At 58.3% G+C, this 13,759-nt stretch carries 13 protein-coding genes; 10 read left to right on the forward strand and 3 right to left on the reverse strand.

Going from position 1 to position 13,759, the window contains the following annotated elements:
- Positions 1-58: 58 nt before the first annotated feature.
- Complete coding sequence (locus ACP7AP_RS01415; protein WP_426031483.1) at positions 59-1,048, forward strand: Gfo/Idh/MocA family protein; 990 nt, start codon at positions 59-61, stop codon at positions 1,046-1,048.
- Positions 1,045-2,001 (forward strand): hypothetical protein, encoded by a 957-nt coding sequence (locus tag ACP7AP_RS01420; protein ID WP_426031485.1) that lies wholly within the window; start codon positions 1,045-1,047, stop codon positions 1,999-2,001. Before ACP7AP_RS01415 ends, ACP7AP_RS01420 begins: the two co-directional genes overlap by 4 nt.
- Here ACP7AP_RS01420 and ACP7AP_RS01425 read toward each other — a convergent pair.
- A complete protein-coding gene (locus ACP7AP_RS01425; protein ID WP_426031487.1) occupies positions 1,998-3,839 on the reverse strand; it encodes a M3 family oligoendopeptidase in 1,842 nt (613 codons plus the stop codon). The two genes, ACP7AP_RS01420 and ACP7AP_RS01425, sit on opposite strands and share 4 nt — an antisense overlap.
- Positions 3,840-4,061: 222 nt before the next feature.
- Between ACP7AP_RS01425 and ACP7AP_RS01430 the strand changes: the two genes are divergently transcribed.
- From ACP7AP_RS01430 to ACP7AP_RS01445, 4 genes are read left to right on the forward strand one after another with little or no spacing between them, the layout of a single operon-like run.
- Positions 4,062-5,474 carry a circularly permuted type 2 ATP-grasp protein gene (locus ACP7AP_RS01430; RefSeq protein ID WP_426031489.1) on the forward strand — a complete coding sequence of 471 codons (1,413 nt, stop codon included), beginning with the start codon at positions 4,062-4,064 and terminating at the stop codon, positions 5,472-5,474.
- A gap of 3 nt (positions 5,475-5,477) precedes the next feature.
- Positions 5,478-6,425 carry an alpha-E domain-containing protein gene (locus ACP7AP_RS01435; RefSeq protein WP_426031491.1) on the forward strand — a complete coding sequence of 316 codons (948 nt, stop codon included), beginning with the start codon at positions 5,478-5,480 and terminating at the stop codon, positions 6,423-6,425.
- Positions 6,425-7,234, forward strand: a complete 810-nt coding sequence (locus ACP7AP_RS01440) for a transglutaminase family protein (protein ID WP_426031493.1) — start codon at positions 6,425-6,427, stop codon at positions 7,232-7,234. Before ACP7AP_RS01435 ends, ACP7AP_RS01440 begins: the two co-directional genes overlap by 1 nt.
- Positions 7,235-7,263: 29 nt before the next feature.
- Positions 7,264-7,989, forward strand: a complete 726-nt coding sequence (locus tag ACP7AP_RS01445) for a proteasome-type protease (protein ID WP_426031495.1) — start codon at positions 7,264-7,266, stop codon at positions 7,987-7,989.
- A gap of 91 nt (positions 7,990-8,080) precedes the next feature.
- On the opposite strand, the gene ACP7AP_RS01450 is transcribed toward ACP7AP_RS01445, so the two are convergent.
- Complete coding sequence (locus ACP7AP_RS01450; RefSeq protein ID WP_426031497.1) at positions 8,081-9,013, reverse strand: alpha/beta fold hydrolase; 933 nt, start codon at positions 9,011-9,013, stop codon at positions 8,081-8,083.
- Positions 9,010-9,297: an SCP2 sterol-binding domain-containing protein gene (locus tag ACP7AP_RS01455; protein ID WP_426031499.1), complete on the reverse strand. Its 288-nt coding sequence runs from the start codon at positions 9,295-9,297 to the stop codon at positions 9,010-9,012. The genes ACP7AP_RS01450 and ACP7AP_RS01455 overlap by 4 nt, the downstream gene beginning before the upstream one ends.
- A gap of 108 nt (positions 9,298-9,405) precedes the next feature.
- On the opposite strand from ACP7AP_RS01455, the gene ACP7AP_RS01460 reads away from it, so the two are divergent.
- From ACP7AP_RS01460 to fdxA, 4 genes are read left to right on the forward strand one after another with little or no spacing between them, the layout of a single operon-like run.
- On the forward strand, positions 9,406-9,921 hold the full coding sequence (locus ACP7AP_RS01460) for a tetratricopeptide repeat protein (RefSeq protein ID WP_426031501.1): 516 nt from the start codon (positions 9,406-9,408) through the stop codon (positions 9,919-9,921).
- Between the two features lie 15 nt (positions 9,922-9,936).
- Complete coding sequence (locus ACP7AP_RS01465; RefSeq protein WP_426031503.1) at positions 9,937-12,855, forward strand: helicase-related protein; 2,919 nt, start codon at positions 9,937-9,939, stop codon at positions 12,853-12,855.
- A 15-nt stretch (positions 12,856-12,870) separates the two neighbouring features.
- Positions 12,871-13,188, forward strand: a complete 318-nt coding sequence (locus ACP7AP_RS01470; RefSeq protein WP_426031505.1) for an RNA-binding S4 domain-containing protein — start codon at positions 12,871-12,873, stop codon at positions 13,186-13,188.
- 46 nt (positions 13,189-13,234) lie between these two features.
- On the forward strand, positions 13,235-13,573 hold the full coding sequence (fdxA, locus tag ACP7AP_RS01475; protein ID WP_304926256.1) for a ferredoxin FdxA: 339 nt from the start codon (positions 13,235-13,237) through the stop codon (positions 13,571-13,573).
- The last annotated feature ends 186 nt before the right edge of the window (positions 13,574-13,759 follow it).

Here is a 13,759-nt window from a genome sequence, read left to right on the forward strand (position 1 = left end):
GATTGCGCTAACATGTCAGGCCCGCTAGTTTCGCAGCGAAACATAAGGGATTGAAAAGATGAAGCCAGTGCGTTGGGGTATTTTGGGGGCTGCGAATTTCGCCAAAGAGCAGATGGCTCCGGCGATACATGCGGCAAAAGGTGCGGAGCTGGCGGCTTTGGCGACATCCAGCCCGGAAAAAGCCGCCGGGTTTCAGGCGTTTTGCCCCGGCATCAAGATCCATTCCAGTTACGATGCTCTGCTCGCCGACCCCACGATTGACGCGGTTTATGTGCCGCTGCCGAACCATCTGCATGTTGAATGGACCCTGAAAGCTTTGGCGGCAGGCAAGCATGTGCTGACCGAAAAGCCAATTGCGATGCAGGCATCTGAGATCGATCAGATCATCGCGGCGCGGGATGCCTCGGGCTTGCTTGCGGCAGAAGCCTATATGATCGTGCATCATCCGCAGTGGCAGTTGGCGAAAAAATGGCTGGAGGCCGGCGAGATCGGCACCCTGCGCCACGTCGATGCCGCCTTCACCTATTGCCTGACCGATATGGAAAACATCCGCAATCGTCCCGAAGTGGGCGGCGGGTCTTTGCGCGACATCGGCGTCTATACCTTTGGCTCGGCGCGCTTTGTCACCGGATCAGAACCCGTTGATATTGCAGCGCGGCTGATCCTTGAAAACGGCGTCGATACCTTTGCGCAAGTGTCGGGCATCATGGATGGCCCGCATGGCCGCTTCACCTACGAGTCGATCACCTCGATGCGGCTATACAATCGGCAAGTGGTGACGTTCCAAGGCGACAAAGGCATGATCCGGCTGGATGGCGGCCCGTTCAACGCCAACACCAACGATATTGCCGAGACTGAATTGCACCAGAACGGCAACAAGGTGATCACCGAACGCTTCCCAACCGCGAACCATTATGTGCTGCAAGTCGAGGCATTTGGCCGCTCGGTGCGCGAAGGCGCGGCCTATCCATGCCCGCTGGAGTTTGTGAAGGGCACCCAAGCGATGATCGACACAGTGTTCAAGGTTGGGGTTGAAATCACCCTGTGAGCATACACCCCGCGTTCCCACTCAGCTTCCATGTGCCCAAACGGCTGCTGGACTCTGCTTGGGAGCGCAGGCAGGCTTATGGCCCGCTTATGCAGGCGCTGACGCCTCTGGGTGCTGTCTGTGAACTGGTGCTGCACAACCGCGACACCGCATTGGCGCAAATCGAGGCGGATCAGGCATTCCACATCTTTGATCGCGGCGAAATCCGGCACCCTAGGGCGCTGAACTTCGGGTCCGCCTATATCGCACCGTATTGCTATCTTGATCCTGACGGCACCCGCTATCTGTCGTCGATTGCAGCTGAACCGTTTGACGCGGCGGTGATCGATCGTTTCGCGGCGAAACAATTTCAGGCAGACCTCTACGCCACCACCGCCGCCAAGCGCAAATCGCGCTATGATCAGCCCATCGAAAAGCTGCCCTTGCCGCAGGGCTGCATCGCCGTATTTCTACAAACCGAAAGCCATCGCGGCGTCACTGAGGCGCTTTACGTCACGATGCGACGGATGATCAAAGCCTTGTTATCTCGCGCGGATCCGCGCCCCATCATCGTGAAACCGCATCCGATGGACATTAATTTTGACACATTTGGATGGCTGCTGCGTCAAAGCCAAAAAGACGCGCGGCTTCAGATCAGCTATGCCAATATCCACGATATTCTGGATGCCTGTGCGCTGGTGGTCACGATCAACTCCGCCGTCGGGATTGAAGCCATGGTGCATGGCCGCCCGGTGATCACCTGCGGACAGGCGGATTTTCACCATTGCACCGAAGTTGTGCGCAGCAGGTATGATTTTGATGCCGCCATCGCCCGTGCCGAGGCCCGTGACTGGCCATATGCAGAATTTCTTTATTGGTTTTACAAGCAAAACTGCCTGTCGCTGAAATCCCCCAGCCTTGGTCAGGATGTCTTGGCCAAGATCACAGCAACAGGCTACTTTGCGCAGCGTTAGTCTTCCATCGCTTCCAATTCGTCGATGAACCCCGCGATCATTGACAGGCCTTTGTCCCAGAATTTCGGATCGCTGGCATCTAGACCAAACGGGGCCAACAATTCCTTGTGATGCTTCGAGCCACCGGCTTTCAGCATGTCAAAGTACTTCTCTTGGAAATCTGGCAGCCCGTCGGCATAGGCAGCATAGAGGGCGTTCACCAAACCGTCGCCAAAGGCATAGGCGTAGACGTAGAACGGTGAGTGGACGAAATGCGGGATATAGGCCCAGAAGGTTTCATATCCATCTACGAAATCAAACACTTCGCCCAAAGACTGCGCCTGCACTGACATCCAGAGTGCGTTGATGTCGTCCGGGGTGAGTTCACCTTCGGCACGGGCGGCGTGGAGTTTACATTCAAAATCATAGAACGCGATCTGGCGCACCACAGTGTTAATCATATCTTCAACCTTGCCCGCGAGCAGAGTTTTGCGCTCGGCGGGCGTTTTCGCCCCGTCAAGCAGCTTGCGGAAGGTCAGCATCTCGCCAAAGACGCTGGCGGTTTCGGCCAAAGTCAGCGGAGTGGAGGAGAGCAACTCGCCCTGACCCGCCGCCAGAACCTGATGTACGCCATGGCCCAATTCATGCGCCAGCGTCATCACATCGCGCGGTTTGCCGAGGTAGTTCAACATTACATAGGGATGCACTGTGGTGACGGTCGGATGTGCGAACGCCCCCGGAGCCTTGCCGGGTTTGACGCCTGCATCAATCCAGCCATCGGTAAAGAACGGCTTGGCGATTTCGGCCATACGGGGATCGAAGGCGGCGTAGGCACTGAGAACCGTTTCGGTGGCCTCAGCCCAGTTCACCAAGCGTGGCGCTTCGGTCAGCAATGGTGCGTTACGGTCCCAAGTTTGCAACCGATCAAGCCCCATCCATTTGGCTTTCAGCTTGTAATAACGGTGTGAAAGCTTGGGGTAGGCCGCGACGACAGCGTTGCGCAAAGCCTCGACCACCTCGGGTTCGACATGGTTGGCAAGGTGGCGGGAATATTGCGGGCTGGGCATTTTGCGCCAGCGGTCTTCGATCTCTTTCTCTTTCGCCAAAGTGTTATGAACGCGCGCGAACAGTTTGATATGTTTGTCAAAAACCTCCGCCAAAGCATGGCTGGCAGCCTCACGTTTGGCGCGGTCTGCATCGGTCAACAGGTTCAGCGTGGCCTCAAGGTTCAGCGCTTCCTCCTCACCTGCCACGGTGAACATCAGCCCTGCCATGGTTTCATCAAACAGCTTATTCCATGCCGAAGCCCCCACGACCGAGGCGTCGTGCAGGTATTTCTCCATCTCATCGGACAACTGATGCGGCCGCATCGCGCGCATGCGGGCGAACACAGGATTATAGCGGGCAAGCGCCGCATTCTCGGCGGTCAGTTTTGCAAGAAGTTCATCGTCCAAGCGGTTGAATTCAAGGCTAAAAAACACCAGTGGCGTGGTGAAATTGGTGATGTTGTCCTGCACATCGGCCATGAACTTGGCGCGCTCGGAATCCATCGTATTCTGGTAATAGCGCAGGCCCGCATAAGACCCGATCCGGCCCGCGATCACGTCAATCGCCTCATACTCCGTCACGCAGGCCAGCAATTCGGCGGCACTCAGGTCAGCCAGCTTGCCTTCATATTTCGTGGCAAAATCAGCGCAAGCCTTGTCCAGCCACGCCATATCGCGCGTCAATTTCGGCGCATCGGGGGCAGGGTAAAGGTCGCTCAAATCCCAATCGGGCAGATCGCCAAACGAGTTCGAGCCGATGCGGGCGTCAAAAACCGGGCGTTGTTGACCGGGGCGGTGTAGGGCGTGCGACATGGGAACCTCTTTGCTTGTTGGACGTATCTAGGGGGCAAAAGGGGCGTTGTGCAAGGCGGCGCGCGGAAAGGTGAGCAAAACCGGATGCCTAAAATTTAGGCGGCGATTGGCGGTTATTTCGGGCGGATGTGTGAAAATCGAAGCGCTTTCAATCTTCTGCTCTTTACGGCGCACAGCGCGCAGCCTTTACTTGAATCAATCAGCACGAAAAGGCGGCACGGCATGACCCCCTGTTTCAACGAAATGTTCCAAAATAATGCGGTGCGCCCGCCATATGCCGGTTTGGAAGGCTGGAGCGCGGACATGCCCGCCGACATCCGGCTGGCCAAACAGGCCGAAGCCGAGGCGCTTTTCCGCCGCATTGGTATCACCTTCGCGGTCTATGGTGAGGGCGGCGACCCGGATCGCCTGATCCCGTTCGATATGTTCCCCCGTGTGTTTACCGCCAATGAATGGGCGAAGCTGGAGCGTGGCATCAAACAGCGGGCGCGGGCGTTGAATGCGTTTCTGGTCGATGTTTACGGTCGTGGTGAGATTGTGCGTGCGGGCCGAATCCCCGCCAAGCTGGTGTATCAGAACGCAGCCTATGAGAAATCAGTCTGCGGCTTTGTCCCGCCAAAAGGTGTGTATTCTCACATCGTTGGCATCGACATCGTGCGCACCGGACCGGGTGAGTTCTATGTACTGGAAGACAACTGCCGCACGCCGTCGGGGGTCAGCTATATGCTGGAGAGCCGCGAGATGATGATGCGGATGTTCCCGGATTTGTTCCGCGAAAACCGCATTGAGCCGATTGACAGCTACCCCGACAAACTGCGCCGCACCCTTGCGTCGGTGGCCCCCGCCAAATGTGACCGCGACCCGACGGTGGTGATCCTGACGCCGGGCCATTTCAACTCGGCTTATTATGAGCATAGCTTCCTCGCTGATCTGATGGGCGTCGAACTGGTCGAGGGGCAGGATTTATTCGTCAACGGCGCGTTTGTATATATGCGCACCACCGAAGGCCCAAAACGCGTCGATGTGATCTATCGTCGCTTGGACGATGATTACATCGACCCTCTGTGCTTCCGCGCCGATTCCATGCTGGGCGTGCCGGGGCTGATGGATGTGTATCGCTCGGGCGGGGTGTCGATCTGCTCGGCGCCGGGGGCGGGGGTTGCGGATGACAAGGCGGTTTACACCTATGTACCGGAAATGATACGATTTTATCTGGGTGAAGAGCCTATCCTGAACAACGTGCCGACATGGAAATGCGGTGATGTGTCTGATCTGAAATATGTCTCCGAAAACTTGGCGGAACTGGTTGTCAAGGAAGTCCACGGCTCGGGCGGTTACGGGATGCTTGTCGGGCCGAAATCGACCAAGCAGCAGGTCGAAGATTTCCGCGCGCTGATCCTTGCCAATCCCAGCAATTACATCGCCCAGCCGACCTTGGCTTTGTCCACCACGCCCACCTTCGTTGAGGAAGGCATCGCCCCCCGCCACGTCGATTTGCGCCCCTATTGTCTGGTTGGCGAACGTATTGAGTTGGTCCCCGGCGGCCTGACCCGCGTGGCCTTGCGCGAAGGCAGCCTTGTGGTGAACTCTAGCCAAGGCGGCGGCGTTAAAGACACTTGGGTATTGGCGGAGTAAATCATGCTTTCAAGAACCGCCGACAACCTCTACTGGATCGCCCGCAATATGGAGAGGGCAGAAACCGCTGCACGTTTGTTGGAAGTGGGCGCGCGCATATCCTTGCTGCCCTCGGCCCAAGGCTATCGCAACGATTGGGACAGCCTTCTGCGCGCAAGCGGCAATACCAACGGCTATGTCGCCAAATACGGTGCGCCGATGCAGTCAAAGATCGAATCCTATCTGTTTTTTGATCGTGACAATCCAAACTCCGTGGCCTCCTGCATCACCAATGCCCGCGAAAATGCCCGCATCATCCGCACCGCCTTGACCACGCAAGTCTGGGATGCGCTGAACACCGCGTTTCAGGAACTACGCCAGCTTTCCGCACAGACCACGCCGCATGAACTGTCGCGCCTGACAGATTGGGTGATGCGGCACACCGCGATGGTGCGCGGGGCCATTGATGCAACCCAGTTGCGCAATGATGGCTATAACGTGTTGAATATCGGCTATTATCTGGAACGCGGCGACAGTACCGCGCGGCTGATGGACGTGAAATATTACGTCCTTTTGCCGCGCGCCGATTATGTCGGATCGGGCCTCGACAACGATCAATGGTCGATGCTTTTGCGCGCGATGTCGGCCAACCGGGCGTTCCATTGGGCCTACGGTGGAGAGATCACCTCGGGCAAGATCGCGCATTTCCTGATTTTGAATCCGCAATGCCCACGCAGCCTGATCACCTGCATGGCGGGGGTCAACAACCATCTGACTCGTCTGGCCAAACTCTACGGTCGCGAAACAGAGGCGCAATCCGTGGCCGCCCGGTTGCTGCATGATCTGGAGAATCAGTCGACCGAGCAGATTTTTGAAGAAGGTCTGCACGAGTTTCTGTCTCGCTTCATCCACGAGGCCGCAGGTTTGGGTGCGATCATCCACAATTCCTATCTCTCGGGGGATATGCAGTAATGTTGCTCAGCGTCGAACATGTCACGGTGTATCGCTATGACCGCCCGGTGCGCGGCGTGGTGCAAAGCCACCGTTTGATGCCGTCAAAATTTGACGGCCAGAAGGTGCTGGATTGGTCGGTCACGATGACCGGCGGCGAGTTAGGCAGCGCGTTTCGCGATGGCGCAGGTGATTGGGTGCAGGGCTGGACTGTCGCAGGCCCGGTGGATGAGATTGAAGTGCGCGTATCAGGCCGGGTGCAAACCACTGATCTGGCAGGGATTTTGCGCGGCCACAAAGAACTGGTGCCGCCAGAAGCCTATCTGCGCAACACCGAAGCCACCTTCGCCGATGCCGCGCTGCTGGAACTGGGCCAGATCATCGCCGCCGCCCAATCGCCCCTTGCGGGCTGTCATAACCTGACGGACGCGATTTCCGATGCGATTGCCTACAAACCCGGCTCTACCCGTGCGCGTACCACAGCGGCAGAGGCTTTGGCGCAAGGCGAAGGCGTGTGTCAAGATCACGCCCAGGCGCTGATTTCAGCCGCACGCGCGGGCGGGATTCCGGCCCGCTACGTCTCGGGCTATTTGCAATCGGGTCAAGATGGCATGGATCACGAGGCCGCCCATGCCTGGGGCGAACTTTACATCGCAGGTATCGGCTGGATCGGCTTTGATCCGGCGAACCGATGCTGCCCTGATGATCGCTATATTCGGATCGGATCAGGGCTTGATGCACAAGATGCAGCCCCAATTCGCGGAATTTCACGCGGTTCAGGCTCGGAAATCTTGTCGGTGACGGTTGCGGTCCAGACGCAGGAGCAATAGGCTCCCCCGACCTAAGATCGGAGCGTGCCATGACCTATTGCGTCGGACTTTTGTTGAATGCGGGCATGGTTTTGCTGTCGGATACCCGCACCAACGCCGGTTTGGACAACATCGCGACCTACCGCAAAATGTTTCATTTTGAAGAACCGGGCGAACGGGTGATTTCAATCGTCACGGCGGGGTCACTGTCGGTCACACAGACGACAATCGCGCGGCTGCGTGAGGCGATTGACGACCCGGACGCGACCGAGACAAGCTCGATTATGAAGGCCCCAACCATGCTGAAGGTGGCGCTGATCATCGGCAACATGCTCTCAACCGTGCGGCAAGAGATTGATGAGAAAATGGCCACAATGAAGCAAAGCGCTTCGGCCAGCATGATCGTCGCCGCACAGCGCAAGGGCGGCGCGATGCGGTTGTTTCTGATCTACCCCGAGGGCAATTTCATCGAGGCCACCGAAGACACGCCATTCTTGCAAATCGGCGAGCATAAATATGGCAAGCCGATTCTGGACCGGGTGGTAAAGCCCGGCACCTCTTTGGCCGATGCCGAAAAAGCCGTGCTGCTGTCGATGGATTCGACGTTGCGCTCGAACCTGTCGGTCGGGATGCCGCTTGACCTCAGCATCATCGAGAAAGACGCCTGCCGGGTCGGTCGCAGGCGGCGGATTGAGGCGGGGGATGAAAGTTTCCGGCTGATGTCAGAAGCGTGGTCGAAGGCGTTGCGGGACGGCTTCACCCAGATCACGCTGTAAGATTTACGGGCCTGCGTATGGCCCGCTTATGGCCGTTATATGGCCGCTTTCTGGGTCATTCATTTGTCATTAACCAACGCCGAATCCGGGCTTAGCGATGTTTCAAAAACAGCGCCGCTGCGGTGTCAAAATAACGCGCCCGCGCTGCGGCACCTTCCATCAGCACCTCATGCTCGGCACCCGGATAAAGGTCCAAAGTGCCGTTTTGCCAGACCGCCATGCGGGTATGAATCGGTGCGGTATCGACGATTTTCTCTTGTGATCCCAGCGCTGTCATTGCCGGGATAGCAGGTGATTTCAGCAAGGTCAGCGCGTGACATTCGGTCAATGCCGCCTTCAGCCAACCCAAACTCGGCCCCCCCAAACCGAGCTCTGGATGGGCAAGCGCTTGTTTTCGCATATATTCCCACATCTCGGGGTCAGTGGACAGCGAATTACCCGCAAACGGTGCGGTCAGCACATAAGACTTCGCTCCGGTGCCCGGCGCATATCGGCTGTCAAACTTGAACCAACGCGAGGCGGTGGTCAGCGCCACGGCCATCGGACGCATCCAAGCCGCGATCAGAATGCCCCACATCGGCGCCGAGAACGCCGCAGCCTTGACCGGAGCGTTGCGCATCAATGCGCGCAACCCAATGCAACCGCCCATCGAATGCGCCATCAGGTAATAAGGTTCGGGCAAACCCTGCGCACGGGCAAAGCCCACCATCTCATCAAAATCAAGCTGATATTCAGCAAAATCAGTGACATGACCGCCCATCGGATCATCCAAAGCGCGGTCTGCCAAACCCTGACCACGCCAATCTATCACCAAAGTGGCAAAGCCACGCGCTCGCAAATCACCCGCCGCACGGCCATATTTCTCAACATATTCCGTCCGCCCTGGCAGCAACAAAACTGTGCCTTGTGCGCCCGGATGCGTCCAAAGCCCAACCCTCAAGCGCACGCCATCGGCAGCATTCAGCCAAAAAGCGCGGCCTCCCTCAGGCCCTTCAGCAATGTCGTAAAGCGGCGCGTCGCTCACGACATCGCCGCGCCGAGTTGCATGGCAAGGCCCATGCTGCCCTCAACACTTAGTTTTCCGGTCATAAAAGCCGTGGTCGGATTCATCTCGCCCGCCAGCATGGCTTGAAAAACCTCGGGTTCAGCGGTCAGCGTCACATCCGAAGGCTCATCGCCCGCCCGTGCGCCCGAAGGATCGACCATAATCGAACCTTCACCCACCAGCACAAACTTTGCCACGCCATCAAAGCCGTTGGGTAGCTTTTTCGCCAAAGCCGCCACGGCGGTCGAGATCACATCGCTCATCACATTCTCCGATCTGTGCAGGCGGGGCTGGAATTCCCCGCCCGTTGCGTTACCTATACCCTTATGAAAGCGCATCATTCGTTACACAATCGTATCGTTGCGGCATTTATGCTGGTTTTGTCGTCATGCCTGCCGGTGGCCGCGCAAACCGACAAACTTGACGATCTTTTTGCACGTTTGCAAAAGGCCGATGAGGGCGAGGCCAAACAGATCGAATCCGATATCTGGATGGAATGGTCGAAATCCGGCTCGCCTGCGATGGATTTGCTGTTGCAGCGTGGCAAGGATGCGATGGCGAACGGCCAGCCCGATCTGGCCGTGCAGCATTTAACGGCTTTGGTCGATCATGCGCCGGATTTCGCCGAAGGTTGGAATGCCCGCGCAACCGCGTATTATCAATTGGGCGAGTTTGGCCCAGCGATTGCGGATATCGGCAAGGTTTTGACGCTGAATCCGAAGCATTTCGGGGCTTTGTCGGGCTTGGGCTCGATCTTTGAGGAACTCGGCAAGTCCGCGCAGGCACTAGAGGTTTATAAGGCGACGTTGAAGATTGACCCGCATGCGCCGGGTGTTGAAGAAGCCGTAAGCCGGATCGAAACCGAGCTTCAGGGCAAAGATCTATAGGGCAGGGCCACAGATATGATGGCTGCCGGACAGGTGACGGCGGTGCTTGGGCCGACCAACACCGGGAAAACCCATTACGCGATAGAGCGGATGCTGGGGCATCGCACCGGGGTAATCGGCCTGCCTTTGCGGTTGCTGGCGCGCGAGGTTTACGACCGGATTGTGGCGTCGCGTGGCCCGTCGGTGGTGGCGCTGGTGACGGGCGAGGAGCGCATCGTGCCAGATCGGGCGCAGTATTGGGTCTGCACGGTTGAGGCGATGCCGCTGGATCTGGGTGCGGATTTCGTCGCGGTGGATGAGATCCAGCTTTGCGCTGATCCAGAGCGGGGGCATGTGTTCACCGACCGCCTTTTGCGGGCGCGGGGCTTGCATGAGACGCTGTTCATGGGGGCGGAAACCATGCGGCCTGCGATTGCGGGGCTTGTGAAAAATGTGCAGTTCATCAAGCGCGAGCGGTTTTCCGAGCTGACCTACACGGGGTCGAAAAAGATCAGCCGGATGCCGGAACGCTCTGCCATCGTTGGGTTTTCGGTGGAAAACGTCTATGCGATTGCCGAGTTGATCCGCCGCACCAAGGGTGGGTGTGCGGTTGTTATGGGGGCTTTGTCGCCCCGCACCCGCAACGCGCAGGTGGCTTTGTATCAGAACGGCGATGTCGATTATCTGGTGGCAACCGATGCGATTGGCATGGGGCTAAACCTTGATATCAAGCATATCGCCTTCGCGGCCACGTCGAAATTTGACGGGCGGCGGATGCGGGCTTTGTATCCGCAGGAGCTGGCGCAGATTGCCGGGCGGGCGGGACGCTATCAGGAAAACGGCACTTTTGGCGTGACGGGCGAGGTGCGCCCGATGGACGAAGAAACCGTCGAAGCGATTCAGAAACATCGCTTTGATCCGGTGCGCAAGCTGGAATGGCGCAACCATGATCTGGAGTTTGGCTCGGTTGATCGGCTGGTCCGCTCCCTCGAAGCCCCAACGCAGAACAAATGGCTGGCCCGCGCACGCGATGCCGATGATGTGCTGGCGCTGAAATATCTGTCCGAACTGTCCGAGGTCAAAGAAAAGCTGAACACGCCGCAGCGCATCAAACTGCTGTGGGAAGTCTGCCGCATCCCCGATTTCCGCAACGTGGCGGGCAATGAGCACTTCACTCTGCTCGCCCGCATTTTCGATTTCCTGACCGGGCGGGGCCTCGCACAAACCCGCATCCCGTCGGATTGGCTGGAAAAGGCCATCGCGCGGATAGATAAAGCCGGTGGCGACATTGATACCATCTCGAAACGTCTGGCCTATATCCGCACCTGGACCTATGTTGCGCAGCGCAAGGGCTGGGTAGACAACGAAAGCCATTGGCGCGCCGAGACGCGCGCTGTAGAAGACCGATTGTCGGATGCGCTGCATGGCGCTTTGACGCAACGATTTGTTGACCGGCGCACGTCCGTGCTGTTGCGGCGGTTGAAGCAGAAGGAGACCCTCGTGGCCGAGGTGAATGACAAAGGCGAAGTGACGGTTGCAGGCGAGTTCGTCGGCCGTCTTGAGGGGTTCCGTTTCCGTCAGGATGCGACCGAATCTAACGAAGAGGCGGCAACGCTGCGGCAAGCGGCCTTCGCGGCGCTGAAGCCCGAATTCCATCTGCGGGCGGATCGGTTCTATAACGCGCCGGATACCGAGCTGGATTTTACCGAGCAGGGGGGCCTGATGTGGGGCACTCAGGCGATGGGCAAGCTGGTGAAGGGCGCTGAACCTGCGCGTCCCGGTGCCGAGGCGTTTGTCGATGAAGAAGCTGGCCCGGATGTCGCCGATAAAGTGCGCCGTCGTTTGCAGCATTTTATTGACCGCAAGGTGGCGGCAAACTTTGAGCCTTTGCTGGCGATGGGCCGAGACGAAACCCTCACCGGGCTTGCACGCGGCTTCGCCTTCCGTTTGGCCGAAAGTCTGGGCGTGATCCCGCGCGAAAATATCGCTAATGAAGTCAAAGAGCTGGACCAAGAGGCCCGTGGCGCTTTGCGCAAACATGGTGTGCGGTTTGGTCAATTCACCGTGTTCCTGCCTGCGCTGCTAAAGCCTGCACCCACGCGGTTGCGGCTGGTGCTGTGGTCTTTGTGGAACGGCCTTGATGAGTTTCCTGAAAGCCCGCCTCCGGGGCTGGTGACCATTCCGAACATTCCTGCGGTGCCGAAAATGCACTACACTTTGGCGGGCTATCACCCGTCAGGCGCGCGGGCGATCCGCATTGATATGCTGGAGCGTCTAGCCGACATTCTGCGCACCAAGGACAGCCGCGCGGGGTTTGAAGCCACGCCAGACATGCTGTCGATCACCGGGATGACGCTGGAGCAGTTCAACGATTTGATGGGCGGTTTGGGTTACAAGGGCGAAAAGGCTGAGCGTGCCAAGATCAAGGCGGTGCCGGTTCCGGTCGCGGTTGATCCTGATGCGCCTGTGCAGCCGATCCCCGAAGGCGAATCGGCTTTCGTTTTGCCCGACCCGGAAGCGGCCCCCGAGATGGAGACGTTCTACACCTTCACTTGGGCGCCAAAACCACGCCCGCGCCCGGAACGCCCCGCGCGTCCCGAACGCGCACCGCGCAGCCTGGATGCGCCTGCGGCTGAACGCGGCCCGCGCCCGGATCGCGGGCCTCGGCCAGACCGCGGCCCGAAGAAGGAAGGCGATTCGCCCAGCGGCGACCGTGGCCCACGCCCTGATCGCGCGCCGCGTGTTGACGGTGACAAGCCTGCACAAGCAGATCGTGGCCCGCGCCGTGATGGCGAAAAGCGCGAAGGCTACAAAGGCAACAAACCGCATGGCGGCAAGCCGAATGACCGCGACACCAAGCCGAAAACCTACGAACAGCGCCCACCGCGCGTTGAAAAGCCGATTGACCCCGACAATCCCTTCGCCGCTTTGATGGCGTTGAAGGCCAAGCTCTGAACTTTAGGGATCTGATTGGCCGGGCCGGGGGCAAAACCACGAAAAGATGTTCAACCGAAACTTCGGCTGGACAAATGGCTTTTCGCGGCACGGTTCTTCAAGAACAGGGAACTTGCCGCTGAGGTGATTGAGTCCGGCCATCTGCGCTTGAACGGCCAGCGCTGTAAAAAGCCCGGTCATGGCGTGATGGAAGGTGATACGCTGGCCTTCTCGCAGGGCCGCAACCTGCGCTTGCTCCGGGTGCGGGCGCTGTCAGACCGCCGTGGCCCCGCGCAAGAAGCGCAACAGCTTTACGATGATCTTGCCCCAACCGCCGATGCACCGCTTGAATGATCGCGCCAGCTTTAGTAGTCAGACAGCGCGGAAAGAGGAGCCTGCCATGACCTACGTTGTGATCGACAACTGCATTGCGTGCAAATACACCGATTGCGTCGAAGTGTGTCCGGTAGATTGCTTCTATGAGGGCGAAAACATGCTGGTCATTCACCCGGATGAATGCATCGACTGCGGTGTGTGTGAGCCGGAATGTCCCGCAGACGCAATCCGCCCGGATACCGAACCGGATATGGACGCTTGGGTCACGTTCAATCGTAAATATTCCGAAATGTGGCCGGTGATCGTTACCAAAAAAGACCCGATGCCGGGCTATGAAGACCGCGATGGCGAAACCGGCAAGCGGGAGAAGTATTTCTCGGAAGCGCCGGGGCAGGGCAACTGAGCTGCGGAGATGCGCTGATTCGGCATAGCAGCCCTCACAAATCATGCAGAACCCTGAAAATACCGTGATTCCAACTGGTAAAGCGCCGGCGCTGATCTGTCGCAGTGGTTGGAATCAGTGCATTTTTGTGTTATGCAGAAGTTACAAATAAACACGGATGCCTGCACAAACCTCAAAGCTGCCCGC

Source organism: Cypionkella sp. TWP1-2-1b2 (genome assembly GCF_049896245.1).
Classification (GTDB): Bacteria; Pseudomonadota; Alphaproteobacteria; order Rhodobacterales; family Rhodobacteraceae; genus Cypionkella.